The sequence below is a fragment of the Klebsiella sp. BIGb0138 genome (assembly GCF_004342285.1).
Lineage (GTDB): Bacteria > Pseudomonadota > Gammaproteobacteria > Enterobacterales > Enterobacteriaceae > Klebsiella.
Genome location: NZ_SMCV01000006.1, coordinates 158,417 through 183,951, shown reverse-complemented (window position 1 = coordinate 183,951; position 25,535 = coordinate 158,417). Strand labels below are relative to the sequence as shown.

Genomic DNA, 25,535 nt, shown 5'->3' with positions numbered 1-25,535 from the left:
TGCGCGGGGCCGGTATTACGCCATCGCTAAAGCAGGGCGTGGTCGATCTTTACGATGATCTTGCGCAGCGGCGCGCCGGCATCCATGGCGCCCATCGGCCGGTGCAGTTCGCCCGGGAACAGAATCGCCAGCTCTTCCGGATGCAGATGAATCAGCGTTTCGCTGCCGATCTTTTCACAAAAGCCAATATCGTGCGCCTCTTTAAACGGGCCGTCCGGGACGATCGCCAGGCCTTTATTGCCGGCGCCGATAATCTCCACCCCTGCCAGGACAATATGAATATCAATATACTGACGATGGTACTCCGGGCGTTGTTCCGCCAGTGGCCGCGTCTGGCCTTCGACCACGGTGAAAAACAGATTGTCTCCATCGACGGTATATTTTCCCGGCGGTAGGGAGTGCGGATCCTGCTGGGCGACGGCCTGTAAAGCTTTGCGGATCACCGGCGGATAGAACGCGTTTTTTGCGCCAGCGTTGAGGGTATCGATAATCATGCCGGAACTCCCTGTAGTGGGTGAGGGTCAAGTAAGGTGATGGATTGCGCGACGATAGTCGCTACGTCGGGGGCGATATCAACGGCGATGATATCGCGCTCGCTGGCGTCCGGCGTTTCCAGGGCGGCAAACTGGCTGCGCAGCAGCGCTTCCGGCATAAAGTGGCCTTTACGCTGCTGCATCCGCTGCAGAATGCACTCATAGTCGCCGGTCAGCCACAGAAAACGCAGGTTGTCGCTGCCTTCACGCAGACGGTCGCGATAGCGTTTTTTCAGCGCCGAGCAGACCAGCACGCCGGATTCATTCTTTTGCTCCAGGCTGAAAATCACGTCGGCAATCCGCTCCAGCCAGGGCCGGCGATCGTCATCATCGAGCGGCTGGCTGGCGGCCATTTTGACAATATTCTGCCGTGGATGCAGATCGTCGCCATCGATGAACTTCGCGCCAAGCGCCTGGGCCAGCGCCTGCCCGACGGTGGTTTTGCCGGTGCCTGAGACGCCCATCAAAATAATGCATTGTCCTGCCATCTTGCGCTCCTTAATCAGACGGCAACCAGCATGCCGCCGTCGACGAATAACAGGTGACCATTAACGAAATCGGAGGCTTTGGATGACAGAAACACCGCCGCGCCAACCAGCTCCTGTGGGTCGCCCCAGCGGGCGGCGGGAGTACGTTTGCATAGCCAGTCGGTAAAGGCGCGATCGTCCACCAGCGCCTGGGTCATGGCGGTCTTAAAGTAGCCCGGGGCGATACCGTTAACCTGAATGTTATAGCGCGCCAGTTCGACACACATCCCGCGGGTCAGCATTTTTACCGCGCCTTTGGCGGCGGCGTAAGGCGTAATCGTGTCGCGCCCCAGTTCGCTCTGCATGGAGCAAATATTGACGATTTTTCCGCGCTGGCGGCTGACCATGCGTTTGGCCACGGCCTGGGAGACAAGAAAGACAGCGGTCTGATTGACGGAAATAACATCATTCCATTCCTGTACCGGAAATTCGGTAAACGGGTGGCGCCGCTGGATCCCGGCATTATTAAAGAGGACGTCAATGACGCCAATTTCTTCTTCAATTTTGCTAATCGCGTTTTCTACCGCGTCGGCGTCGGTGACATTAAATACCGCGGAATGAGCGACGGCACCTTCATCACGTAATTTCATCACCGCATCATCTGCTCGCGACGCAGAAATATCGTTGATAATAATTTCTGCGCCATATTGTGCAAGGCCCTGGGCCATGACAAAACCAATACCTTGTCCGGCGCCAGTAATTAAAATTCGTTTGCCTTGTAAGCTGAAAAGATCTTTCATCTTGATATCCTGATTAACGGCTGAATATAAATGATGCTGTGCGTTTTCATTGCGGATTAACCAACAACAAACCGCAACAACCTGTGCTCTATCTCACGGATTTTTGCCGGGTAAAACCGTGATGGAGATCACTCAAAACGGTGTTACGAAAAGGGGTTACATTAAACGTGAAGTCGGGTGGAAATTACCGTGTCTCAAGGGGTTAACGGGGAAAGGGTTCGATTCTCTTTTTCTTCAGCGGCAGGCATAATGGCCTGATGCAGCGGATGTATTTGACGGGCAGATAGATGAAAGCACAACGTATTACGCTCAATGATATTGCAGCGCTGGCTGGCGTAACCAAGATGACCGTCAGCCGCTATTTACGTACGCCGGACAAAGTGAAACCGGAAACGGCGGAACGTATCGCCAGCGTGATTGCGGAAATCGGCTATGAGCCCGATCCCGATAATCCGGCGATGACCAGCGTCGTCGTGCCGCGCATAGGCGTGCTGATCCCTTCTTTTCATAACCAGATCTTTGCCGACCTGCTGGCCGGTATCGAGTCGGTCACCGCCGCGCACGGCTATCAGACGCTGGTGGTGAACTACGATTACGACCGCCAGCGCGAAGAGGAACAGATTGCCGCCGTGCTGGCCTTTCACGTCAAAGGCCTGCTGCTGACCGAGTCTCTCCATACGCTACGGGCGGATAAGTACCTGAATGCGGCAAAAATCCCGGTGGCCGAAGTGATGGGGCTGGCCGAGAATCCGGGGCGGATCAACGTCGGGTTCGACAACTTCAAGGCCGGGTTTGACATGACCAATATGCTGCTGGCGAGCGGCAAGCGGCATATTATCTATTTTGGCTCAATGTCCGATGTGCGCGACGAACAGCGCTATGCCGGCTATTGCCAGGCGATGGAGAATGCCGGGCTGGCCACCGGACGTATTGCGCCGAATAAGGTATCGTCGGTGTCGATCGGTACCGGGATGATGAACCTCGCGCGCCAGATGTATGCCAGCATGGACGGGATTCTGTGTACTAACGACGATCTGGCGGTAGGCGTGTTACAGGAGTGCCTGGCAACGGGTATCACGGTCCCGCAGGAGCTGGCCATCGCCGGTTTTCATGGTCTGGAGATCGGCCAGATAATCGCTCCGCGCCTGGCGAGCGTCCTGACCCCGCGCTTTGAAATGGGGAAGGTGGCGACAGAGATTTTAATTAAAAAAATCAAAGGGCTGCCCACCATAGAAAAAGTTGACTTGCACTATCGTCTGTCGATGGGCGAAACCATCTAGCCCTCTCTGAACGGCGGTGACGTACTGTTAGTAAAACGTTAACGTCGCGCCGCGCGCCACCTGCGCAACCGCGGGTTTTGTCTTACCGATCACGGACGCCGTAACAGCTATTTTTAACACGATTCAGCGTGATGCAGATCGCAAAACGTTCGGCTAAAAAACCGTTTGATAGTGGCTACTGTCGTAATGAACCGTCAAACAGGTGATCTGATGAAGAGTACTATTACCCGCGCCGTCCTCCTGGTGGCTCCCGTGCTTGATTCGCTGCAGGAAAAGCTGGCGGCCGAATTCCCGCTGCTGCGTCTGTACGAACAGGACGATCCGATCGGCTTTCTGCGCGAGCAGGGAGAGAACATCGCCGCCGTCGTTACCCGCGGCGATATTGGGGTGCAGAACAGCGTGCTTGAACTGCTGCCGCACGTCGGGCTGATTGCTATCTTCGGCGTGGGTACCGACGCCGTGGATTTAGAGTATGCCCGTTCCCGGCAGATTGCCGTCTCCATCACTTCCGGCGTGTTGACCAACGACGTGGCCGATCTGGCAATGGGCCTGCTGCTGGCCGGTTCCCGCAACCTGTGTCAGGGCGATCGCTTTGTGCGCGAAGGGCGCTGGGAGAAAGGCGGCATGCCGCTGGCCACCCAGGTGAGCGGCAAACGTATCGGCCTGCTGGGGATGGGGAATATCGGCCAGGCGATTGCCCGCCGCGCCCGCGGTTTTGATATGCAGGTGCTCTATACCGACCGTAAACAGGTCCCGGGGCTGGATTATCAGTGGTGCGCCGATCTGCATACCCTGGCGCATGAGAGTGATTTTCTGGTGATTGCCGCCTCCGGCGGCGAAGCGAACCGCGGTCTGATAGAGGCGTCGGTCTTTAACGTCATGCCGAAACACGCGTGGCTGATTAATATCGCCCGCGGGTCATTGGTGGATGAAAAGGCGCTGATCGCGGCGTTACAAAACGGTGTTATCGCCGGGGCCGCGCTCGACGTCTTTGAAGATGAGCCTCATGTGCCGGCAGAGCTGATTGCGCTCGATAATGTGGTGTTGCAACCTCATGTCGCCAGCGCGACCCATGAAACCCGACAGAAAATGAGTGATGTCGTTTTCGCTAACGTCGCCGCTTATTTCTCCGGCGCCGCTTTGCCGAACGCTATTAATTAATTTTCGCGTCTTATTTCTGTACCCAGCTCGAATTTCATTACAACGATAACCTCTGCATAGAGAGTGCGAAATATGAACGATAAAATTCCCAGTACCCGCTGGTGGCGTATTATTACGCCGGTGTTGATCGCCTGTATTATTTCGTTTATGGACCGGGTAAATATTAGTTTTGCCTTACCCGGGGGGATGGAACAGGATTTAGGTATTACCAGCCAGATGGCCGGTGTCGCCAGCGGTATATTTTTTATTGGTTATTTATTTCTGCAAATACCCGGTGGGCGTATTGCGGTAAACGGCAGCGGTAAACGCTTTATTGCCTGGTCGCTGATGGCCTGGGCGGTGGTGTCAATTGCGACCGGTTTTGTGACCCACGAATACCAATTACTGGTGCTACGTTTTATTCTCGGCGTTTCCGAGGGGGGAATGCTGCCGGTAGTGCTGACGATGGTCAGCAACTGGTTCCCGGAAAAAGAGCTGGGGCGCGCCAACGCCTTTGTGATGATGTTCGCTCCGCTGGGCGGTATGCTGACCGCGCCGGTCTCCGGGGCGATTATTGCCGCGCTCGACTGGCGCTGGCTATTTATTATCGAAGGTCTGCTCTCGGTGGTGGTGCTGGCGGTATGGTGGTACATGATTAGCGACCGGCCGGAAGAGGCCCGCTGGCTGCCGGAGAAAGAACGCGACTATCTGGTCGCCACCCTCGCAGCCGAGCGGGCGGCGAAGCTGGCGGAAGATGCGGTGAGCAACGCGCCGGTGAAAGACGTTTTCCGCAACGGCGGGCTGATGAAGCTGGTGATCCTCAACTTCTTCTACCAGACCGGGGATTACGGCTACACCCTGTGGCTGCCGACGATCCTCAAAGGGCTGACCGGCGGCAATATGGCCAGCGTCGGCTTCCTGGCGGTGCTGCCCTTCGTGGCGACGCTGGCGGGGATCTATGTGATTTCGTTATTCAGCGATCGCAGCGGTAAACGTCGTCTGTGGGTGCGCTTCTCGCTCTACAGCTTCGCGGCGGCGCTGCTGGCCTCGGTAATACTGCGCGAACATGTGGTGGCGGCCTATATTGCGCTGGTGATTTGCGGCTTCTTCCTCAAATCAGCCACCAGTCCGTTCTGGTCGATGCCGGGGCGTATCGCCTCCGCAGAAGTGGCCGGCAGCGCCCGCGGAGTGATTAATGGTCTTGGCAACCTCGGCGGCTTCTGTGGTCCGTACCTGGTGGGGGTGATGATCTATCTGTATGGTCAGAATGTGGCGGTCTGCGCGCTGGCGGGATCGTTAATTATCGCCGGGACCATGACCTTCCTGCTGCCGAAACGCTGCGATCTCACGGTCAGTGAAGCCGATATCGCCGTCAGCAAGCAGCCGCGCAATGCCTGAGCGGTCAGGAGATAAAACAAGGTTGTGATTGTAAGCGCTTTGATTAACTGACTACACTCTTGCTGATTACAACGAGAGTTAACGCAGGCTAATCAATGATTCTGATAATTTATGCCCATCCCTATCCGCATCACTCGCATGCGAATAAACGGATGCTTGAGCAGGCAGGGACGCTGGATGGCGTAGAAATACGCTCCCTCTATCAACTTTACCCCGATTTCAATATCGACGTCGCCGCCGAACAGGCGGCGCTGGCGCGTGCCGACCTGGTTATCTGGCAGCACCCGATGCAGTGGTACAGCGTTCCGCCGCTGCTGAAGCTGTGGATGGATAAAGTGCTGTCGCACGGCTGGGCCTACGGGCATAACGGCATTGCGCTGCATGGCAAATCGCTGATGTGGGCGGTGACCACCGGCGGCGGCGAAAGCCACTTTGATATTGGCTCATTCCCCGGATTCGATGTGCTGGCCCAGCCGCTTCAGGCTACCGGGCTGTACTGCGGTATGAAGTGGCTACCGCCTTTCGCCATGCACTGCACTTTTATCTGTGACGATGAGACCCTGCAGGCGCAGGCGCGTCACTACCGTCAACGCTTAATCGAATGGCAGGAGACGCATCATGGATAGCCATACGCTCATACAGGCGCTGATATATCTCGGGTCCGCCGCGCTGATTGTGCCGATTGCCGTACGCCTTGGGTTGGGGTCGGTACTCGGCTATCTGATTGCCGGCTGTATTATCGGGCCGTGGGGCCTGAGGCTGGTGACCGATGCCGGGGCGATTTTGCACTTTGCCGAAATCGGCGTGGTGTTGATGCTGTTTGTGATCGGTCTGGAGCTTGATCCGCAGCGGCTGTGGAAATTGCGCGCCGCGGTGTTCGGCGGCGGCGCGCTGCAGATGGTGGTATGCGGGGTATTGATTGGCCTGTTTTGCATGCTGCTGGGCATGCGCTGGCAGGTGGCTGAGCTGATTGGCATGACGCTGGCGCTGTCATCTACGGCTATCGCCATGCAGGCGATGAACGAACGCAACCTGACGGTCTCGCAGCTGGGGCGCAGCACATTTGCCGTGCTGCTGTTTCAGGACATCGCGGCGATCCCGCTGGTGGCGATGATCCCGCTACTGGCGGTCAGCGGAGGGTCTACGACGCTGGGGGCATTCGCCCTGTCAGCTCTCAAGGTTGCGGCGGCGCTGGCGCTGGTGGTGGCGCTGGGGCGCTATGTGACCCGTCCGGTGCTGCGCTTTGTTGCCCGCTCCGGCCTGCGTGAGGTGTTCAGCGCCGTGGCGCTGTTCCTGGTCTTCGGCTTTGGCCTGTTGCTGGAAGAGGTGGGGCTGTCGATGGCGATGGGCGCCTTCCTTGCGGGGGTACTACTGGCGAGTTCGGAATATCGCCACGCGCTGGAAAGCGACATCGAACCGTTTAAAGGGCTGCTGCTGGGGTTGTTCTTTATCGGCGTCGGGATGTCGATTGATTTCGGCACCCTGGTGAGCCATCCGCTGCGCATTCTGATTTTACTGGTCGGCTTCCTGATCATTAAAGGGGTGATGCTGTGGCTGATTGCGAAACCGCTCGGGGTGCCGCGCGCCCAGCGCCGCTGGTTTGCCGTGCTGCTGGGGCAGGGGAGCGAGTTTGCCTTTGTGGTCTTCGGCGCGGCGCAGATGGCCGACGTGCTGGATAGCGAGTGGGCCAAAGCGCTGACCTTAGCGGTGGCGCTATCGATGGCGGCGACGCCGGTTCTGCTGGTGCTGCTGACCCGCCTGGAGAAATCTTCCGCTGGTCAGGAGCGCGAAGCGGATGAGATTGATGAAGAACAGCCGCGGGTGATTATTGCCGGTTTTGGCCGCTACGGGCAGATTGCCGGCCGTGTGCTGCTTTCCGGCGGGGTGAAGATGGTGATCCTCGATCACGATCCTGACCATGTGGATACGCTACGTAAGTTCGATATGAAAGTGTTCTATGGCGACGCCACGCGCGCGGATCTGCTGGAATCCGCAGGCGCGGAAAAAGCCGAGGTGCTGATTAACGCCATCGACGATCCGCAAACCAGCCTGCAGCTGGTCGCGCTGGCGAAAGAACATTTCCCGCATCTGCAGATCATCTCCCGCGCCCGCGATGTCGACCACTATATTCAGCTGCGTCAGGCCGGAGTGGAGGCGCCGGAGCGTGAAACTTTCGAAGCGGCGCTGAAATCCGGGCGTATGGCGCTGGAGGCGCTGGGGCTGGGAGCTTATGAAGCGCGTGAGCGTGCCGATCTGTTCCGGCGCTTCAACCACAAAATGGTGGAAGAGATGGTGGCGATGGCCGAAAACGATGCGGCTTCTCGCGTGGCGGTGTTCAAACGGACCAGCGACATGCTGACCGGCATTATCAACGAGGATCGCAATCATCTGTCGTTAGTGCAGCGGCATGGCTGGCAGGGAACCGAAGAGGGCAGGCATACCGGCGATGTTGCCGATGAGCCGGAGAACAAGCCTGCCGTCTGAGGCGCGGCCTGCTGTTACGTTTTCTTTACAGTTAACATTTTGTTTTCGATTTAAATCCTCTGCTGGCGGCTCAGGTGGCTTACGTGGGCCCGCCAGCAAATCCGAAAATTTTCTTATTCTTTACTCTCCGCCCAGTCGACGAAGTATTACGCTTTACGTATAGTGGCGGCAATTTTTTGCATTCGGGAAATTTTCAATGATCAGTCTGATTGCGGCGTTAGCGGTAGATCGCGTCATTGGTATGGAAAACGCCATGCCATGGAACCTGCCTGCCGATCTCGCCTGGTTTAAACGTAATACGTTAAACAAGCCGGTGGTGATGGGGCGTCTGACCTGGGAGTCTATTGGCCGTCCGCTGCCGGGGCGTAAAAATATCGTTATCAGCAGCCAGCCCGGTAGCGACGATCGCGTGCAGTGGGTGAAATCGGTTGATGAAGCGATTGCCGCCTGCGGCGATGTTGAAGAGATGATGGTGATCGGCGGCGGTCGCGTGTATGAGCAGTTCCTGCCGAAGGCCCACAAGCTCTATCTGACGCATATTGATGCGGAAGTGGAAGGCGATACCCATTTCCCGGATTACGATCCGGATCAGTGGGAGTCGGTATTCAGTGAATTCCATGATGCAGACGCGCAGAACTCGCATAGCTACTGCTTCGAGATTCTCGAACGTCGCTAAGACCAACCCCGGCTGCATGGCGCTAACCGGGGTTGTATCGTATCCCGGATAAGAAGCGGCAGGCCGCTATCCGGGGTCGTTCTCAGGAGGCGACCGCCTCGCCTTCGTCCATATTCTTCTGCCGGTTAGACGGCTGGGTGAAATAGCGTTTATCTTCCCAGCGCAGACAGGTGAGATCCCCGCCCCAGCAGCAGCCCGTATCCAGGGCGTAAATCCCCTCAGGCGTACCGCGGCCTTCCAGCGAAGCCCAATGGCCGAAAACAATGCTGTATTCACTGGCGATCGGCCCTGGAATGGTAAACCACGGTTTTAACGGCGCCGGGGCGTTTTCCGGCGCCTCTTTGGCATACATATCCAGCTGCCCGTTCGGGAAGCAGTACCGCATGCGGGTAAAGGCGTTGGAGATAAAACGTAGACGGGCCAGGCCGCTCAGCTCGTTGCTCCAGTTATTGGGCATATCGCCATACATCGCGTCGAGGAAGAACGGGTAGGAGTCGCTGGAGAGCACGGCTTCGACATCGTGCGCGCACTGCTTTGCCGTTTCCAGATCCCACTGCGGCGTGATGCCGGCATGGGCCATCACCAGTTTTTTCTCTTCATCGATCTGCATCAGCGGCTGGCGACGCAGCCAGTTGAGCAGTTCATCGGCATCCGGGGCTTCGAGCAGCGGTTTCAGCCGGTCTTTCGGCTTGTTGCGACTGATCCCGGCGAAAACCGCCAGCAGGTGCAGATCGTGATTGCCGAGGACGAGGCGTACGTCATCGCCCAGGGATTTAACGTAGCGTAACACCTCAAGCGAACCCGGACCGCGCGCGACTAAATCGCCCGTGAGCCACAGCGTATCGCGCCCTGGGGTAAACTCCACCTGCTTTAATAATGCGATCAGTTCATCGTAGCAACCGTGAACGTCGCCAATAAGATATGTAGACATTGTTTTAGTGAATGAGCGTTGGTACTGCGAGACGGAAAACAGGGATGTCGATCGAGAACGGCACGCCGTTCACATCGATCATTTCATAATGTCCCTGCATGGTGCCCAGCGGCGTTTCAATGACGGCCCCGCTGGTGTATTGAAATTCACCGCCTGCGGGAATATGCGGCTGTTCGCCGACAACCCCTTCACCCTGAACTTCAGTCTCACGACCGTGGCCGTTGGTGATAAGCCAGTAGCGGCCCAGCAGCTGAACCTGAGTCCGCCCCAGATTGCGAATGGTGACGGTATAAGCGAAGACGTAGCGCTCCTCTTCCGGGGAAGATTGCGATTCGATATAGACGCTTTGCACCTGCACGCAAACTCGAGGCGAATTGATCATGGTTAGCTCTCCTTGGTGGGCGAGTTGTCAGATAACCAGTTAGCTAACTGGCAGTACTGCGCCACGGAAATATTCTCTGCACGCTTCGCCGGATCGATGCCCAGCTCGGTCAGCACTTCTACGCTGAACAGGTTGCCGAGACTGTTACGAATCGTTTTCCGACGCTGGTTGAAGGCCTCGGTGGTGATTCGGCTCAGTACGCGAACCTCTTTCACCGGATGCGGCAGGGTGCGATAAGGCACCAGACGCACGACGGCGGAATCCACTTTAGGTGGCGGCGTAAAGGCGCTCGGCGGGACTTCAAGTACCGGGATAATCTGGCAGTAATACTGCGCCATAACGCTCAGTCGACCATACGCTTTGCTGTTCGGCCCGGCAACCAGACGATTGACGACCTCTTTTTGCAGCATAAAGTGCATATCGGCGATGGCATCAGTATAGCTGAACAGATGGAACATCAGCGGCGTCGAGATGTTGTACGGCAGGTTGCCGAACACGCGCAGCGGCTGACCCATAGTCTGCGACAGCTCGCCAAAGTTCATGGTCATCGCATCTTGCTGATAAATCGTCAGCTTAGGCCCTAAGAACGGGTGCGTTTGCAGACGTGCGGCCAGGTCGCGATCCAGTTCGATAACGGTGAGTTCGTCCAGGCGTTCACCGACCGGTTCGGTCAGCGCCGCGAGGCCCGGACCGATCTCGACAATTGCCTGACCTTTCTGTGGGTTAATGGCCGAGACAATGCTGTCGATCACAAATTGATCGTTGAGAAAGTTTTGCCCGAAGCGTTTACGGGCTAAGTGGCCCTGATGGACTCGATTATTCATTGCGTATTAACAATCATTTTGATGGCGAGATTAAGCGCCGTGATAAAACTGCCGACATCCGCTTTTCCCTGGCCCGCCAGTTCAAGCGCGGTACCGTGGTCAACGGAGGTTCGAATAAAAGGTAAACCGAGCGTAATATTCACGCCACGGCCAAAGCCCTGGTATTTTAGCACGGGAAGGCCCTGATCGTGGTACATCGCGAGTACCGCATCGGCATTGTCGAGATATTTGGGCTGAAACAGGGTATCGGCCGGTAGCGGGCCGCTCAGATTGATGCCCTGAGCGCGCATCTCTTCCAGCACCGGAATAATGGTATCGATCTCTTCCGTCCCCATGTGACCCCCTTCGCCCGCATGCGGGTTCAGGCCGCACACCAGCACGTGCGGCCGGGCGATACCGAATTTATGCCGCAGGTCGTGGTCCAGAATGGCGATCACTTCGCGCAGCAAATCGGGGGTGATCGCCTCGCTGATCGCCTTCAGCGGCAGATGGGTGGTCGCCAGCGCGACGCGCAGCTCTTCCGTCGCCAGCATCATCACCACTTTGCTGGCATGGGAGCGCTCTTCGAAGAACTCGGTATGGCCGGTAAAGGCGATGCCGGCGTCATTGATATTGCCTTTATGTACCGGCCCGGTAATCAATGCCGCAAATTCGCCGTGCAGGCAGCCGTCGCAGGCGCGAGCCAGCGTCTCTACCACATAGCTGCCGTTCTCCACGTTCAGGACGCCCGCTTCGACAGGAGCGTTCAGGGCGACGGGGAGAAGCGTCAGGGTGCCGGCGCGCTGTGCGGCGGCGGGGAGAGAAGGATCATAGGGCAGGAGAGATAAAGGAAGACCGAGCCGTTGGGCTCGGTCGGATAACAGGGCGCCGTCAGCGCACACCACCAGCTCTACCGGCCAGTCGCGCTGCGCAAGCTCTACCACGAGGTCGGGGCCAATTCCGGCGGGCTCGCCAGGGGTGATAACAACTCGGTTCATACACTTCATCCTTCAGGACGGGCTTTGTGTTGGCAGAGCCAGCGAGCCCGGCAACCTGGTGGGTTGCGCCCCGGAACCGGCTGGCTTGCCGCCTCAATACACCCTGAATACCGTTGTGTATGAGGCCGTTCTTTTTAGTTGCTCAGAATTTTGACGTAAGCGCTGGCGCGCTGTTCCTGCATCCAGGTCGCCGCTTCTTCAGAGAATTTACGGTTCATCAGCATCCGGTATGCGCGGTCTTTCTGCGCCGCGTCGGTTCTGTCGACCTGACGGCTGTCCAGCAGTTCAATCAGGTGCCAGCCGAAGGAGGAGTGAACCGGAGCGCTGGTCTGGCCTTTGTTCAGGCGCATCAGCGCATCGCGGAAGGCAGGGTCGAAGATATCCGGCGTCGCCCAGCCTAAGTCACCGCCCTGGTTGGCTGAGCCCGGATCTTCGGAGAAATCTTTCGCCGCTTTAGCGAAGGTGGTTTTGCCGCTCTTAATATCTGCCGCGATCTGCTCCAGTTTGGCCCGCGCCTGATCGTCGTTCATGATCGGCGAGGGTTTGAGCAGAATGTGTCGCGCGTGAACTTCGGTCACCGAGATATTCTTGCTGCCGCCGCGCATATCGTTAATTTTCAGGATGTGGAAGCCAACGCCAGAACGAATCGGGCCGACGATATCGCCTTTCTTCGCGGTGCTCAGCGCCTGTGCGAAGATCCCCGGCAGCTCCTGAATGCGGCCCCAGCCCATCTGGCCGCCTTTCAGCGCCTGCTGGTCGGCAGAGTAGGTGATCGCCAGTTTACCGAAGTCAGCGCCGCCGCGCGCCTGTTCAACGATGGAGTTAGCCTGTTCCTGAGCGGCGGCAACTTCGTCGGAGGTCGGGTTTTCCGACAGCGGAATCAGGATGTGGCTCAGGTTCAGTTCGGTGCTGGCATCGTTCTGATCGCCAATCTGTTTGGCCAGAGATTCCACTTCCTGCGGCAGGACGGTGATACGACGACGAACTTCGTTGTTGCGCACTTCCGCAATCAGCATCTCTTTACGGATCTGATTGCGGTAGGTGTTGTAGTTCAGGCCGTCATAGGCCAGACGGCTACGCATCTGATCCAACGTCATGTTGTTCTGTTTGGCGATGTTGGCAATGGCCTGATCGACCTGATCGTCAGTGACTTTCACGCCCATCTTCTGGCCCATCTGCAACACAATCTGGTCCATGATCAGTCTTTCGAGGATCTGATGACGTAGGGTCGCGTCATCCGGCAGCTGTTGACCGGCCTGGCCAGCGTTGAGCTTAACCGATTGCATCAAACCATCGACGTCGCTTTCAAGCACAACGCCATTATTGACGACAGCCGCTACTTTATCGACAACCTGTGGGGCAGCGAAACTGGTATTCGCGATCATGGCGATACCGAGAAGCAGCGTTTTCCAGTTCTTCATACTTTTTCCATTTCAATTAACCGCAAAGGCGGATTACGTTTTAAACCAGCCACATCACAGGGAGTTCTGGTACGGTAAAATGTTCGAACGCAGCATCTGCTGAGTGCCGAGACCGTAGTTGGAGCTCAGGCCACGCAGCTCAATGTTGATGCCAAAGGTGTTATCGTATTTGCTCTCGCCGTTGCCGTTACTATCCCAGCCGTTGATCTTACGTTCGTAGCCGAGGCGAATTGCGTAGCAGCAAGAGTTATACTGGACCCCTAACATCTGGTCGGCGCTCTTTTTGGTATTGGTGTCAAAGTAGTATGCACCCACCACGGACCAGCGATCGACGATCGGCCAGCTGGCGGTCATGCCCACCTGAGAAATACCATTTTTGTACTGCTCAGCGGTAGAATACGACGGCAGCGTGGCCTGAATGTATTCCGGGCTGGCATAACGATAGTTAAGTTGGACTAAGCGGTTTTCATCGCGACGGTATTCCACGGTGCCGTTACCGGTTGCGACGTTATCCAGACGCGTATCGTACTGAATCCCCCCGCGTAAACCCCAGTTATCGGCGATGCGCCAGTAAGTATCGCCAGCCCATACCAGTGAACCCGTTGTGTCGTTGTTCTCCCAGTTGATGTTGTCATCACCGGTCCGGGACTCGGTGAAATAATAGATTTGACCAACGGAAATATTAAAACGTTCAACGGCGGCGGAATCATATACGCGAGAAGTGACGCCGGTGGTGAGCTGGTTCGCTGAAGCAATACGGTCCAGGCCGCTGTAGGTGCGGTCGCGGAACAGGCCGCTGTAGTCAGACTGCAGCAGCGTGGAGTCGTAGGTACCGATATGGCTCTGGTCGCGATACGGGATATACAGATACTGCATGCGCGGTTCCAGCGTCTGGGTGAACCCCTCCTGCATGTCGCGCTCGAAGACCATTTTCCCGTCGACTTTAAACTGCGGCATCACGCGGTTAACGGACTCTTTATAGTCGGCGTTATTGGCGGCGTTGTAGTCATCAAGGTTGCTCTGCTGATAGTGCGTCGCCAGCAGCTTGGCTTCGGTATTAATACTGCCCCAGCCGTTAGACAGCGGCAGGTTGATCGTCGGCTCGAAGTGAACACGCGTGGCTTCCGGCATGTTGCCGTTGGTGTTGACGAAGTGCACCGCCTGACCATAGAGATGGGTATCAAACGGACCGACGTCGTTCTGGTAATAGTTGACATCCAGCTGCGGCTGAGCGGCGTAGGAGTTGCTCGACTCACGGTTGAAGACCTGGAACTGTTTGGTCGACACGGTGGCGTCGAAGTTCTGGTTTACGTAGCCCGCGCTGAATTTCTGCGTGGCGTAGCCGTCGGTGCTGGAGCCGTATTTGGAGCTGAAATCGTTAAAGTAGTCCGGATCGCTGACCTTGGTGTAGTCGGCGTTAAGACGCCATACCTGGTCAATCACCCCAGAGTGGTTCCAGTAGAACAACCAGCGGCGGCTGTTGCTGTCGCTGGAGTGATCGTCCTGGTAGACTTTATCAGACGGCAGGTAGTCAAACTCGAACAGGCCCATACCGGCTTTGGTCAGATAGCGGAATTCGTTTTCCCACATCACGCCGCCGCGCTCGCTCATATAGTGCGGCGTCAGGGTGGCGTCAAAGTTAGGCGCGATATTCCAGTAGTACGGCAGAGAAAACTCAACGCCGTTCTTGGTACTGTATTTGGCGTTCGGAATCAGGAAGCCCGAACGACGTTTATCGCCCACCGGCAGCTGCAGGTAGGGGCTATAGAAAATCGGCACCGAACCCAGCTTGAAGCGGGCGTTCCAGATTTCCGCCACCTGTTCTTCGCGGTCGTGGATGACTTCGCTACCGACCACGCTCCAGGTGTCAGACCCCGGCAGACAGGAGGTAAAGCTGCCGTTTTCCAGAATGGTGTAGCGGTTTTCGCCACGCTGTTTCATCAGGTCGGCGGTACCGCGGCCCTGACGACCGACCATCTGGTAATCGCCCTGCCAGACGTTGGTATCTTTGGTGTTGAGGTTGGCCCAGCCTTTCGGGCCTTTCAGAATGACCTGGTTATCGTCATAGTGAACGTTGCCGAGCGCATCAACCGTGCGCACAGGTTGAGGCTGGCCCGCCGCCTGTTGTTGATGGAGCTGGACCTCGTCCGCCTGCAGACGGCTATTCCCCTGGTTAATATCGACATTACCCGTAAAGACCGCGTTGTCAGGGTAATTGCCCTTCGCATGATCGGCATCGATCGTCACCGGCAGCTCGTTTGTTTGACCTTCAACGAGGGGACGATTATAGCTTGGAACGCCAAGCATACATTGCGTGGCGAGATCGGCGGCGAGGCCTTGTTGGCTATACAAGGCGCTGGCGATCATGGTGGCCAGGAGGCTGGGAATACGTTTTTTCATACGTTGTATTTGTTGTTCCGTCATCTTGTGGCAGCGGCTTGCAAACGGTCAGAGCCTAACGTACTCATCTTCATCGCGCTAGTGTTAATCCTGCCCGTTTGGATCCCGAGCGTTAGGCACCGTGTAGAATGACGAGTATGATAAAGCAAATTATAGGCTATGTCCCACAATTGACCGAAGCGTCAGTGCTTTGTAACGTGCGGTCATATATAGCTTAACTGCCGGCATAAAGATTGGGGAGTCTATGCAGTATTTGGGAAAAATAATTGGGGTTGCGGTAGCGCTGATGATGGGCGCGGGATTTTGGGGCGTGGTGCTGGGTTTATTAGTCGGCCATATATTTGACCGCGCGCGAAGCCGACGGATCAATGTTTTTGCCAACCAGCAGGAGCGGCAGGCGCTGTTTTTTTCCACCACCTTCGAGGTGATGGGGCATTTGACCAAATCGAAAGGTCGCGTAACCGAAGCCGACATCCACGTCGCCAACGCCCTGATGGATCGGATGAATCTGCACGGAGAGTCGCGTACGGCGGCACAGCAGGCGTTTCGTACCGGTAAAGCAGACAATTACCCGCTGCGTGAGAAAATGCGTCAGCTGCGTAGCGTCTGTTTCGGGCGTTTCGATTTGATTCGGATGTTTCTGGAAATTCAGCTGCAGGCGGCCTTCGCCGATGGTGAGCTGCATCCCAATGAACGTGAGGTGCTGTTTGTTATTGCCGATGAGCTGGGCATCTCCCGCGCGCAGTTTGAACAGTTCCTGCGCATGATGCAGGGCGGCGCCCAGTTTGGCGGCGGCGGTTCTCAGCAGGGCGCTTACGGCCAGGGCGGCGGCAATGGCGGCTGGCAGCAGGCGCAGCGCGGTCCGACCCTTGAGGATGCCTGTAATGTGCTGGGCGTGAAGCCCACTGATGATGCCGCGACCGTGAAGCGCGCCTACCGCAAGCTGATGAGCGAGCACCACCCGGATAAGCTGGTGGCGAAAGGTCTGCCGCCGGAGATGATGGAGATGGCCAAGCAGAAAGCGCAGGATATTCAGAAGGCGTGGGAACTGGTTAAAGAACAGCGCGGATTTTAAGCCCGCGGCCTCTCCCTGCCGGGAGAGGCTTCAGGAGGCGCTTTTCACGCGGCGGTACATCCGCCGCGGATGGCCAATTTTACCGTACAGCATATCCACTTCCAGATAACCTATCTCCACGCAGTGCTCCAGGTAGCGGCGGGCGGTGGTTTTACTTAACCCGGCCTCGTTCACCACCTCATCGACGGAAAAGCAGCCGTCTTCCCGGCCGTTGAACAGGTTCTGCACCAGCGCCAGCGTTTTCTCCTCAATCCCTTTGCTGCCGCTATCGGCGCGATAGTTTTTCGCCTGCAGTTGGTAGAGCGAATCGACGTTCTGCTGATCGACAATTTTCCATTCGCGCTGCTGATCGTAAAACTGGACGAACCGCTCCAGCGACTGGCTCAGACGCTTCCACGACACCGGTTTCAGAATGTAATCGAAGGCGCCGTTGCGAATCGCCTGGCTACAGGTTTCCATATCGCTGGCAGCGGTAATGAAAATCACCGAACAGTTGGCTCCCGCCAGCACGGGATCGGTCATCAACGTTACCCCTTTGCCGTCGGGTAAATAGTTGTCGAGCAGCACCAGCTGCGGCGGTTGATGATTTAACATCTGCCGCGCCTGGGAGAGGGAGGCGGCCATCCCCGCCAGCCGCATACGCGGATGTTTCTGAATCAGCTCGGCATGCAGCCGCGCCAGTTCGCTTTCATCTTCGATGATCAACACATCGACCAGATCATGATGCATAGTTCGCCTCGTGTTGGGGATGGACGGGGCCGTCAGCGGGGATAAACAGCGTAAAGATCGCCCCGTGCGGCGAGTTGTCGGCGACCTCAATGGTGCCGCCTGCCTGCGTCACATAATGTTCAATAAGATACAGGCCAATGCCGTGATCGCCACGGGTTTTGGTGGTGATGCCGCGTTCAAAAATATGGTCGCGGATGTCCGGGTGGATACCGACGCCGCGGTCGGCGACTTCAATCATCAGCTCCCGGGCGTTGAGCTGAATCAGCACCTCGACCGGTTCGTGCGGCAGCTCGGCGCGCTGGGTGGCCTCAATCGCGTTATCCAGCAGATTGCCAATAATCGAAATCAGCTCTGACTCCATTAAGGAAGGCAGCGGGCGATCGATATGGCAGGCGGGGTCGAAACTGAGTACGACCCCTTTTTCCCGGGCGCGGGCGGCTTTGCCCAGCAGCAGGCCGCAGAGTGTCGGCGAGCGGAAACGCGAGGAGATAAAGTCCAGCAGCTCCTGCGCATGTTCCGACTGCGCCTGAATGTAGCGAATCGCTTCGTCATAGTGGCCCATGTGCAGCAGGCCGGAGAGCGTCGTCATGCGGTTCAACTGCTCATGACGCATGATGCGCAGGTTATCGACATAGCGTTTGACCTGGCTGAGCTGGGCGCTGAGGGAGTTGATTTCATCCCGGTCTCGGAAGGTGATCACCCAGCCCTGCAGCGAATCCTCCAGCATAATGCGCACCCGGCTGGCGAGCACCGTCAGCTGATTGAAGCGGCACAGTTCATCGTGGGTGTCGTTTTCCAGCATTTCCTCGCTGGCGAAAAACGGTTGGGGGGCAATGACGCTATCGATGGATTGGCCGCGTAGCAGACGCGTGGGCTGACTCAGCCCCAGCAGGCCGCGCGCCGCATGGTTGATCACCTCGATGTGCCGGTGGCGATCGATGACGATCACGCCTTCATAGATGGATTCCATTACCGCCTTCTGCTGGCGTACCAGCAGGCCGATTTCACGCGGTTCGAGGGAAAAGATCTGTTTCTTGATGCTGCGGGTAAAATACCAGGAGAAGATAAATAGCGCGATCAGCAGCAGCACGGCGGCGACGAAGATGTTGATGACCTTTTCCAGGGTGATGCTGTCGAGATAGCTGGTCAGGTAGCCCACCGAGACGATCCCCACGACCTGGCCGGTATCATTGAATATCGGCGCTTTGCTGCGCAGGGAGACTCCCAGCCCGCCTTTGCGGATGGTGGTGATGGATTTGCCGTCCAGCACCGCCTGATTATCGCCGCCGACCAGCTGAGTGCCGACCCATTCCGGGTGAACGGAGTGAAACAGGTGCACGCCCCGGGCGTCGCCAATCACGATAAAGCTCGCGTCGCTATGGGCGGCGATCTTTTGCATAAAGGGGTTGAGCGTCTGCGGATCGTCCTCGAGGACCTGCTGGCGTAAATTCGGCATCAGCGCGATCTCTTCAGCCTGTATTTTCGCGCGGGTGCTCATTTCCTGATACAGCTGATGGCTGGCATCAATATAATAATAAACCCCCAGTAAGGCGAACAAGACCGAGAAAAAGGCGACCAGCGAAATAAATAGCTTAAATTGAAAGGAAACCTTCATAAGTCGTATACAGCGTCTCTACGATACCGGCACTGTCACATTTTCCCGGTGCAGGCAGGGGTTATGCGGGAAACTTGCGCGGGCTGACGCAAGCGATAAACCACAAGAATCATCTACTGGCGATGATTTATCAAGATCGGGCGGGGCGGCGAAGGCCTCGACGCGGTGGACGATCTATCGGGCGTCGGCAGGCGAGTGAATCCTCTGAAACCCGCGCGGGTCAACGGCTGCACGAAACGAAAGCCGCCTGCGCGGCGGCGGCCGGAATGATGATGGCGATAAAAACCATAAAAACCACGCTAATAAATCAGAGGGATATCACGCCCGTTAATAAAAACCATAAAAACCATAGTGACCATTAAAACTTCATTTCTAATCTGTCGGTCCTCACATTAAGTCTGTTTAAGGCCCCCTAACCTGAAAATGAATTCAGAAGGTGAATAATAACTAAAGGGCCAAACCTATGAGCACGACAGACAATGCATTCTCTGCGACCCACGATCCCATCGACACCCCGAAAGCGACGCTGAAACAACGCTGGTGGCACGTGATGGATAATCTGAAAGTCGGGATTATCCCGCTGCCTCTGTTTTTGCTGGCTGGCGGATTAATTGCCCTCGATTGCCTGGGCGGAAAACTGCCGAGCGATATCGTGGTGATGGTCGCGACGCTGGCATTTTTCGGTTTTGCCTGCGGTGAGTTTGGCAAGCGCCTGCCGATCCTCGGTAAACTGGGCGCGGCGGCGATCTGCGCCACCTTTATTCCCTCCGCGCTGGTGCATTACGGCCTGCTGCCGGATGTGGTGGTAGAGTCCACCACCAAATTCTACAAGTCGACCAATATTCTCTATCTCTACATCTGCTGCATTATCGTCGGCAGCATCATGAGTATGAACCGTACCACGCTGATTCAGGGCTTCCTGCGTATCTTCTTCCCGATGGTATGCGGTGAAATCGTCGGCATGCTGGTGGGCGTTGGCGTCGGTACGGCGCTGGGGCTGGATCCGTTCCAGGTGTTCTTCTTTATCGTTCTGCCGATCATGGCCGGCGGCGTAGGGGAGGGGGCGATTCCGCTGTCAATCGGCTATGCCGCGCTGATGCATATGGATCAGGGAGTGGCGTTAGGCCGCGTGCTGCCGATGGTGATGCTGGGCAGCCTGACGGCGATTGTCATCTCCGGCGGCCTGAATCAGCTGGGCAAGCGCTTCCCGCACCTGACCGGCGAAGGTCAACTGATGCCGAATCGCAGCAATGAAACGCATCACGAAACCAGCAGCGACGTCTCCGCCGGCAAGACCGACGTGACCACTCTGGCCTCGGGGGCTCTGCTGGCGGTGCTGCTGTATATGCTGGGGATGCTGGGACAGAAGATGATGGGTTTACCTGCGCCGGTGGGGATGCTGTTTCTGGCGGTGCTGCTGAAACTGGCGAACGGCGTCTCTCCGCGCCTGCAGGAAGGTTCGCAGATGGTATACAAGTTCTTCCGTACCGCGGTGACCTACCCGATTCTGTTTGCCGTGGGCGTGGCGATCACCCCGTGGCAGGAGCTGGTGAACGCTTTTACCCTGACCAATTTGCTGGTGATTATCAGCACCGTCTCCGCGCTGGTGGCGACCGGGTTTTTTGTCGGCAAAAAGATCGGCATGCACCCGATTGATGTGGCGATTGTCTCCTGCTGTCAGAGCGGCCAGGGCGGGACCGGCGATGTGGCGATTCTGACTTCCGGCAACCGCATGAACCTGATGCCGTTCGCCCAAATCGCCACCCGCATCGGCGGCGCGATTAATGTTTCATTGGGGCTGCTGTTCCTCAGTCACTTCCTGGCATGATTTAGCTCTGTGCTAACAGGAAAATCTGCGATTTTCCTCCACAGGACGAAGAAAATTTCTCTGTCCTGTGTCCTAAATTCTGTCCATTTAGCGCTACAATCAGCGCCGTGAACCGCTATCGCGACGGGGGCTTTGCCGCCGTTATTTTATCAAGTGAAGGAGAGGAATGAATGTCCGTGGATACCCCCGCCCCTGCGGGCGTCAGCGAGGAAGCTCTGCTGGCGGCGAAAGAGCAGCGCGCAGCCCGTCAGGCCGACTGGCTTAGTCATTATCAGCAACCGGTGATTTCACTCACCCTGGTGACGCCGGGCGCGGAAAAAGACAGCATTCGCTATCGCAATATGATGGGCGTCGCGCTGCAGGCCTGCGATCAGCTGCTGTGGAAGCATCGCTGGAAAACGCGCGATCGCCAGGTGCTGTGGCTGCCCACCGGGCCGGAGGCGTTGTGGTGCGTTGAGCACTCCGCCAGTGAAATAAAAGCGCTATGCACGGAGCTGGAGCAGACTCATCCGCTGGGGCGTTTGTGGCATATCGAGGTGATTTGTCCGCAGCAGGGGCTGCAAACGCAGGGGGAGAACGCGCGGCGTTGCCTGCTGTGCGACGAGCCGGCACCGGCGTGTGAGAGCCAGCATCGCCACGATGCCGAGCAGGCTGTCGCGCGCGTCGAGCAGATGATTGATGCGTGGTTTGCCCGCGATTAACCGCCGGTATTAAGAACCAGTAGTCCGGATAAGCCGCTGACGGCGCTGTCCGGGGGAACGCCCCCGGCGCGCCAGCTTACCGGGGTGACAGAGAGTCCCCCGGGTTAACGCGCTATCAGAAATCGACGGGCGCGCGGAAGGTCATGGCATTGCCGAAAGCCGGGTGGGTGATGGTCAGGGTTTCGGCATGTAGCAGCAGCCGTGGCGCCATCGCCAGCGCTTCCGGCGTGGCGTAAAAGCGGTCGCCAAGAATCGGGTGACCCAGCGCCAGCATATGCACCCGCAGCTGGTGCGACCGTCCGGTAATCGGCTTCAGGCGTACGCGCGCGCTGTTATCGTCCGCATATTCCACTACTTCATACCCGGTCTGCGCCGCTTTACCCGTTTCGTAGCACACCTTCTGCTTTGGCCGGTTCGGCCAGTCGCAGATCAGCGGCAAATCCACCAGCCCTTCCGCAGGCTGCGGATGCCCCCACACGCGGGCGACGTACTGCTTCTTCGGCTCACGTTCGCGAAACTGACGCTTCAGCTCGCGCTCCGCCGCTTTGGTCAGCGCCACCACAATCACGCCGCTGGTGGCCATGTCGAGGCGGTGCACCGACTCGGCCTGCGGGAAGTCGCGCTGTACGCGCGTCATCACGCTGTCTTTATGCTCCTCCAGTCGCCCCGGCACGGACAACAAGCCGCTCGGCTTGTTGACCACCATAATGTGCTCATCCTGATAGAGGATAACCAGCCAGGGATCCTGTGGCGGATTGTAGTTTTCCATCGCCATATTCGCGTTCCGTTACTGGTGGGTGACCACGATTAAGCGCAGCGCGTCAAGACGCCAGCCCGCCTGCGCCAGCGCGTCCATCACCTGCTGACGGTTGCTCTCAATCGCAGCAAGTTCATCGTCGCGGATGTTCGGGTTAACCGCTTTCAGCGCTTCCAGACGGGACAGCTCCGCCGACAGCTTGTCGTTGGCTTCATCGCGGGCCGCGTCGATCAGCGCCTGCGCGGCTTTAGCGACCTGGGCTTCGCCGAGCTGCAGGATGGCATGAACGTCCTGCTGCACCGCGTTGACCAGCTTGCTGCCGGTATGACGGTTGACGGCGCTCAGCTGGCGGTTGAAGTTCTCAAATTCCACCTGGCCGGCGAGGTTATTGCCGTTTTTATCCAGCAGCATGCGCACCGGCGTGGCGGGCAGGAAGCGGTTAAGCTGCAGCTGCTTCGGCGCCTGAGCCTCCACGACGTAAATCAGTTCCAGCAGCAGCGTGCCGACCGGCAGCGCCTTGTTCTTCAGCAGGGAGATGGTGCTGCTGCCGGTATCGCCGGAGAGGATCAGATCCAGGCCGTTGATAATCAGCGGGTGCTCCCAGGTGACGAACTGCGCATCTTCGCGGGACAGCGCGACATCGCGCTCAAAGGTGATGGTGCAGCCGTCTTCCGGCAGGCCCGGGAAATCCGGTACCAGCATATGGTCGGATGGCGTCAGCACGATCAGGTTTTCGCCGCGATCGTCCTGGTTGATGCCGACAATATCGAACAGATTCATGGCGAAGGCGATCAGGCTGGTATCGTCATCCTGCTCTTCAATGCTTTCGGCTAACGCCTGGGCCTGCTCGCCGCCGTTGGAGTGGATTTCCAGCAGCCGGTCGCGCCCCTGTTCCAGCTGCGCCTTCAGCGCATCGTGCTGCTGGCGGCAGGATTTGATTAGCTCATCGAAGCCATCGGTGGTTTCCGGCGCGGCAAGATAGTTAATCAGTTCGTTATGCACGCTATCGTAAACGGTGCGCCCGGTCGGACAGGTGTGCTCAAACGCATCCAGCCCTTCGTGATACCAGCGAACCAGTACGGATTGCGCGGTTCTTTCCAGATACGGCACGTGGATCTGGATATCGTGCGCCTGGCCGATACGGTCGAGACGGCCGATACGCTGCTCCAGCAGATCCGGGTTGAACGGCAGGTCAAACATCACCAGGTTGCTGGCAAACTGGAAGTTGCGACCTTCGGAACCAATTTCAGAACACAGCAGCACCTGCGCGCCGGTATCTTCTTCGGCAAACCATGCGGCGGCGCGGTCGCGTTCGATGATCGACATACCTTCATGGAATACCGCCGCGCGGATGCCTTCGCGCTCGCGCAGTACCTGCTCCAGCTGAAGCGCGGTGGCGGCTTTCGCACAGATCACCAGCACCTTCTGCGAGCGGTGGCTGGTCAGGTAGCCCATCAACCACTCCACGCGCGGGTCGAAGTTCCACCAGGTACCGCTATCGCCTTCAAATTCCTGATAAATCTGCTCCGGATAGAGCATGTCGCGCGCGCGCTCTTCCGCGGTTTTACGCGCGCCCATAATACCGGAGACTTTAATCGCCGTCTGGTACTGGGTTGGCAGCGGCAGACGAATGGTATGCAGCTCGCGTTTCGGGAAGCCTTTGACGCCGTTGCGGGTATTACGGAACAGAACGCGGCTGGTGCCGTGGCGGTCCATCAGCATGGAGACCAGCTCCTGGCGGGCGGCCTGCGCGTCGTCGCGGTCGCTGTTAGCGGCCTGCAGCAGCGGCTCGATATCCTGCTCGCCGATCAGATCGCCCAGGGTGTTGAGTTCGGCGTCGCTCAGCTTGTTGCCTGCCAGCAGCAGGGCGACGGCATCGGCCACCGGACGGTAGTTTTGTTGCTCTTCGACGAACAGCTCAAAGTCGTGGAACCGGTTAGGATCCAGCAGGCGCAGGCGGGCGAAGTGGCTTTCCATACCCAGCTGTTCCGGCGTGGCGGTCAACAGCAGAACGCCCGGCACGCGCTCGGCCAGCTGTTCAATGGCCTGGTATTCGCGGCTCGGCGCCTCTTCGCTCCACACCAGGTGATGCGCTTCATCGACGATCATCAGGTCCCATTCGGCATCGCACAGGTGCTCAAGACGCTGCTTGCTGCGGCGTACGAAATCCAGCGAGCAGATCACCAGCTGCTCGGTTTCGAACGGGTTATAGGCGTCGTGCTGGGCTTCGGCATAGCGCTCGTCGTCGAACAGGGAGAAACGCAGGTTGAAGCGGCGCAGCATTTCGACCAGCCACTGGTGTTGCAGGGTTTCCGGCACGATGATCAGCACGCGCTCGGCGGCGCCGGCGAGCAGCTGTTGATGGAGGATCATCCCGGCTTCAATTGTTTTACCGAGGCCGACCTCATCCGCCAGCAGGACGCGCGGCGCGTGGCGACGGCCGACGTCATGGGCGATGTGCAGCTGATGCGGGATCAGGCTGGTACGCTGCCCGCGCAGGCCGCTCCACGGCATGCGGTACTGTTCGCTCTGATATTTACGCGCGCGATAGCGCAGCGCAAAGCGGTCCATACGGTCAATCTGCCCGGCAAACAGGCGGTCCTGCGGTTTGCTGAACACCAGTTTGCTGTCGAGCAGCACTTCGCGCAGCGTGACGTTGGTTTCTTCGGTGTCGAGACGGGTACCGGTGTAGGCCAGCAGGCCGTTTTCTTCATTAACTTCGTCAACCTGGAGCTGCCAGCCTTCGTGGCTGGTGATGGTATCACCCGGGTTAAACATCACGCGGGTGATAGGTGAATCGTTACGCGCGTACAGACGGTTTTCGCCGATGGCGGGGAAAAGCAGGGTCACCATGCGCGCATCCAGCGCGACTACCGTCCCTAATCCCAGTTCGCTCTCTGTGTCGCTAATCCAGCGTTGACCAAGTGTAAAAGGCATATATGTTCAGCTCTTGAGTTCTTAAATTGCAGGCAATAGTTGATCATCTCCGGAATGGTCGGAGAGAGATCAAGATTGGGTCCAGGAATGGAAAGGGCGCTATATTACTGGATGGCAGGTCGTTCGTCACGTCCTCGTCACCCTTCAATTTGCAGATGTGTTGGCTGGAAATTGAAATTG

Annotated in this window: 22 protein-coding genes; 9 read left to right on the top strand and 13 right to left on the bottom strand. The window is 57.6% G+C overall.

Annotation, left to right across the window (positions count from 1 at the left end; translation table 11 throughout):
• Positions 1–26: 26 nt before the first annotated feature.
• Genes EDF73_RS15310 through idnO form a run of 3 tightly spaced genes read right to left on the bottom strand, consistent with a single transcriptional unit; the run spans position 27 to position 1,800 of the window.
• Entirely contained in the window at positions 27–494 is a 468-nt protein-coding gene (locus EDF73_RS15310; RefSeq protein WP_132729955.1) for a YhcH/YjgK/YiaL family protein, read from the bottom strand.
• The gene (locus EDF73_RS15305) at positions 491–1,021 is read right to left on the bottom strand and encodes a gluconokinase (protein WP_032698183.1); all 531 of its coding nucleotides are present in this window, start codon (positions 1,019–1,021) and stop codon (positions 491–493) included. Before EDF73_RS15305 ends, EDF73_RS15310 begins: the two co-directional genes overlap by 4 nt.
• A 14-nt stretch (positions 1,022–1,035) precedes the next feature.
• Positions 1,036–1,800, bottom strand: a complete 765-nt coding sequence (gene idnO / locus EDF73_RS15300) for a gluconate 5-dehydrogenase (protein WP_132729954.1) — start codon at positions 1,798–1,800, stop codon at positions 1,036–1,038.
• A 287-nt stretch (positions 1,801–2,087) separates the two neighbouring features.
• On the opposite strand from idnO, the gene EDF73_RS15295 reads away from it, so the two are divergent.
• The 6 genes from EDF73_RS15295 (at position 2,088) to folA (ending at position 8,778) form a co-directional block, all read left to right on the top strand.
• A complete protein-coding gene (locus EDF73_RS15295) occupies positions 2,088–3,080 on the top strand; it encodes a LacI family DNA-binding transcriptional regulator (protein ID WP_132729953.1) in 993 nt (330 codons plus the stop codon).
• 210 nt (positions 3,081–3,290) lie between these two features.
• The gene (locus EDF73_RS15290) at positions 3,291–4,241 is read left to right on the top strand and encodes a 2-hydroxyacid dehydrogenase (RefSeq protein ID WP_132729952.1); all 951 of its coding nucleotides are present in this window, start codon (positions 3,291–3,293) and stop codon (positions 4,239–4,241) included.
• A gap of 72 nt (positions 4,242–4,313) precedes the next feature.
• Positions 4,314–5,618 carry an MFS transporter gene (locus tag EDF73_RS15285; protein ID WP_132729951.1) on the top strand — a complete coding sequence of 435 codons (1,305 nt, stop codon included), beginning with the start codon at positions 4,314–4,316 and terminating at the stop codon, positions 5,616–5,618.
• A 95-nt stretch (positions 5,619–5,713) separates the two neighbouring features.
• Positions 5,714–6,244, top strand: a complete 531-nt coding sequence (gene kefF / locus EDF73_RS15280) for a glutathione-regulated potassium-efflux system oxidoreductase KefF (RefSeq protein ID WP_132729950.1) — start codon at positions 5,714–5,716, stop codon at positions 6,242–6,244.
• Positions 6,237–8,102: a glutathione-regulated potassium-efflux system protein KefC gene (gene kefC / locus EDF73_RS15275; protein WP_132729949.1), complete on the top strand. Its 1,866-nt coding sequence runs from the start codon at positions 6,237–6,239 to the stop codon at positions 8,100–8,102. Before kefF ends, kefC begins: the two co-directional genes overlap by 8 nt.
• Before the next feature lie 196 nt (positions 8,103–8,298).
• Positions 8,299–8,778, top strand: coding sequence for a type 3 dihydrofolate reductase (gene folA, locus EDF73_RS15270; RefSeq protein ID WP_132729948.1), 480 nt, complete (start codon positions 8,299–8,301; stop codon positions 8,776–8,778).
• A gap of 82 nt (positions 8,779–8,860) precedes the next feature.
• On the opposite strand, the gene apaH is transcribed toward folA, so the two are convergent.
• The 6 genes from apaH to lptD all read right to left on the bottom strand — a co-directional run bounded on the left by apaH (position 8,861) and on the right by lptD (position 15,713).
• Entirely contained in the window at positions 8,861–9,709 is an 849-nt protein-coding gene (gene apaH / locus EDF73_RS15265) for a bis(5'-nucleosyl)-tetraphosphatase (symmetrical) ApaH (protein WP_132729947.1), read from the bottom strand.
• Between the two features lie 4 nt (positions 9,710–9,713).
• Positions 9,714–10,091, bottom strand: coding sequence for a Co2+/Mg2+ efflux protein ApaG (gene apaG, locus EDF73_RS15260; RefSeq protein ID WP_132729946.1), 378 nt, complete (start codon positions 10,089–10,091; stop codon positions 9,714–9,716).
• Positions 10,092–10,093: 2 nt separating this feature from the next.
• A complete protein-coding gene (rsmA, locus tag EDF73_RS15255) occupies positions 10,094–10,915 on the bottom strand; it encodes a 16S rRNA (adenine(1518)-N(6)/adenine(1519)-N(6))-dimethyltransferase RsmA (protein WP_132729945.1) in 822 nt (273 codons plus the stop codon).
• The gene (pdxA, locus tag EDF73_RS15250) at positions 10,912–11,901 is read right to left on the bottom strand and encodes a 4-hydroxythreonine-4-phosphate dehydrogenase PdxA (RefSeq protein ID WP_165905724.1); all 990 of its coding nucleotides are present in this window, start codon (positions 11,899–11,901) and stop codon (positions 10,912–10,914) included. The genes rsmA and pdxA overlap by 4 nt, the downstream gene beginning before the upstream one ends.
• Before the next feature lie 125 nt (positions 11,902–12,026).
• Entirely contained in the window at positions 12,027–13,313 is a 1,287-nt protein-coding gene (surA, locus tag EDF73_RS15245) for a peptidylprolyl isomerase SurA (protein WP_132729943.1), read from the bottom strand.
• 54 nt (positions 13,314–13,367) lie between these two features.
• Positions 13,368–15,713, bottom strand: a complete 2,346-nt coding sequence (gene lptD, locus EDF73_RS15240; protein WP_132729942.1) for an LPS assembly protein LptD — start codon at positions 15,711–15,713, stop codon at positions 13,368–13,370.
• A gap of 244 nt (positions 15,714–15,957) precedes the next feature.
• Between lptD and djlA the strand changes: the two genes are divergently transcribed.
• Complete coding sequence (gene djlA / locus EDF73_RS15235) at positions 15,958–16,788, top strand: co-chaperone DjlA (RefSeq protein WP_132729941.1); 831 nt, start codon at positions 15,958–15,960, stop codon at positions 16,786–16,788.
• Between the two features lie 30 nt (positions 16,789–16,818).
• Here the strand turns inward: djlA and EDF73_RS15230 are convergent, their stop codons facing one another.
• Entirely contained in the window at positions 16,819–17,517 is a 699-nt protein-coding gene (locus EDF73_RS15230; RefSeq protein WP_132729940.1) for a response regulator, read from the bottom strand.
• The gene (locus EDF73_RS15225) at positions 17,507–19,132 is read right to left on the bottom strand and encodes a sensor histidine kinase (protein ID WP_132729939.1); all 1,626 of its coding nucleotides are present in this window, start codon (positions 19,130–19,132) and stop codon (positions 17,507–17,509) included. The genes EDF73_RS15230 and EDF73_RS15225 overlap by 11 nt, the downstream gene beginning before the upstream one ends.
• 463 nt (positions 19,133–19,595) lie before the next feature.
• On the opposite strand from EDF73_RS15225, the gene EDF73_RS15220 reads away from it, so the two are divergent.
• Together EDF73_RS15220 and citX are read left to right on the top strand one after the other, a co-directional pair.
• Positions 19,596–20,960 (top strand): 2-hydroxycarboxylate transporter family protein, encoded by a 1,365-nt coding sequence (locus EDF73_RS15220; RefSeq protein ID WP_132729938.1) that lies wholly within the window; start codon positions 19,596–19,598, stop codon positions 20,958–20,960.
• 170 nt (positions 20,961–21,130) lie between these two features.
• Entirely contained in the window at positions 21,131–21,661 is a 531-nt protein-coding gene (gene citX / locus EDF73_RS15210) for a citrate lyase holo-[acyl-carrier protein] synthase (RefSeq protein WP_132729937.1), read from the top strand.
• A gap of 115 nt (positions 21,662–21,776) precedes the next feature.
• Here the strand turns inward: citX and rluA are convergent, their stop codons facing one another.
• Together rluA and rapA are read right to left on the bottom strand one after the other, a co-directional pair.
• On the bottom strand, positions 21,777–22,436 hold the full coding sequence (gene rluA / locus EDF73_RS15205) for a bifunctional tRNA pseudouridine(32) synthase/23S rRNA pseudouridine(746) synthase RluA (protein ID WP_132729936.1): 660 nt from the start codon (positions 22,434–22,436) through the stop codon (positions 21,777–21,779).
• Between the two features lie 12 nt (positions 22,437–22,448).
• The gene (rapA, locus tag EDF73_RS15200; RefSeq protein ID WP_132729935.1) at positions 22,449–25,355 is read right to left on the bottom strand and encodes an RNA polymerase-associated protein RapA; all 2,907 of its coding nucleotides are present in this window, start codon (positions 25,353–25,355) and stop codon (positions 22,449–22,451) included.
• Positions 25,356–25,535 lie beyond the last annotated feature (180 nt).

Bases quoted from the DNA above. Each gene is read 5' to 3' on its own strand.
- EDF73_RS15310 (WP_132729955.1), bottom strand. From the start codon at position 494: ATGATTATCGATACCCTCAACGCTGGCGCAAAAAACGCGTTCTATCCG.
- pdxA (WP_165905724.1), bottom strand. From the start codon at position 11,901: ATGAAGTGTATGAACCGAGTTGTTATCACCCCTGGCGAGCCCGCCGGA.
- kefC (WP_132729949.1), top strand. From the start codon at position 6,237: ATGGATAGCCATACGCTCATACAGGCGCTGATATATCTCGGGTCCGCC.
- rluA (WP_132729936.1), bottom strand. From the start codon at position 22,436: ATGGCGATGGAAAACTACAATCCGCCACAGGATCCCTGGCTGGTTATC.
- folA (WP_132729948.1), top strand. From the start codon at position 8,299: ATGATCAGTCTGATTGCGGCGTTAGCGGTAGATCGCGTCATTGGTATG.
- surA (WP_132729943.1), bottom strand. From the start codon at position 13,313: ATGAAGAACTGGAAAACGCTGCTTCTCGGTATCGCCATGATCGCGAAT.
- lptD (WP_132729942.1), bottom strand. From the start codon at position 15,713: ATGAAAAAACGTATTCCCAGCCTCCTGGCCACCATGATCGCCAGCGCC.
- apaG (WP_132729946.1), bottom strand. From the start codon at position 10,091: ATGATCAATTCGCCTCGAGTTTGCGTGCAGGTGCAAAGCGTCTATATC.
- EDF73_RS15295 (WP_132729953.1), top strand. From the start codon at position 2,088: ATGAAAGCACAACGTATTACGCTCAATGATATTGCAGCGCTGGCTGGC.
- apaH (WP_132729947.1), bottom strand. From the start codon at position 9,709: ATGTCTACATATCTTATTGGCGACGTTCACGGTTGCTACGATGAACTG.
- EDF73_RS15285 (WP_132729951.1), top strand. From the start codon at position 4,314: ATGAACGATAAAATTCCCAGTACCCGCTGGTGGCGTATTATTACGCCG.
- EDF73_RS15290 (WP_132729952.1), top strand. From the start codon at position 3,291: ATGAAGAGTACTATTACCCGCGCCGTCCTCCTGGTGGCTCCCGTGCTT.
- djlA (WP_132729941.1), top strand. From the start codon at position 15,958: ATGCAGTATTTGGGAAAAATAATTGGGGTTGCGGTAGCGCTGATGATG.
- idnO (WP_132729954.1), bottom strand. From the start codon at position 1,800: ATGAAAGATCTTTTCAGCTTACAAGGCAAACGAATTTTAATTACTGGC.
- EDF73_RS15225 (WP_132729939.1), bottom strand. From the start codon at position 19,132: ATGAAGGTTTCCTTTCAATTTAAGCTATTTATTTCGCTGGTCGCCTTT.
- EDF73_RS15220 (WP_132729938.1), top strand. From the start codon at position 19,596: ATGAGCACGACAGACAATGCATTCTCTGCGACCCACGATCCCATCGAC.
- EDF73_RS15305 (WP_032698183.1), bottom strand. From the start codon at position 1,021: ATGGCAGGACAATGCATTATTTTGATGGGCGTCTCAGGCACCGGCAAA.
- kefF (WP_132729950.1), top strand. From the start codon at position 5,714: ATGATTCTGATAATTTATGCCCATCCCTATCCGCATCACTCGCATGCG.
- EDF73_RS15230 (WP_132729940.1), bottom strand. From the start codon at position 17,517: ATGCATCATGATCTGGTCGATGTGTTGATCATCGAAGATGAAAGCGAA.
- rsmA (WP_132729945.1), bottom strand. From the start codon at position 10,915: ATGAATAATCGAGTCCATCAGGGCCACTTAGCCCGTAAACGCTTCGGG.
- citX (WP_132729937.1), top strand. From the start codon at position 21,131: ATGTCCGTGGATACCCCCGCCCCTGCGGGCGTCAGCGAGGAAGCTCTG.
- rapA (WP_132729935.1), bottom strand. From the start codon at position 25,355: ATGCCTTTTACACTTGGTCAACGCTGGATTAGCGACACAGAGAGCGAA.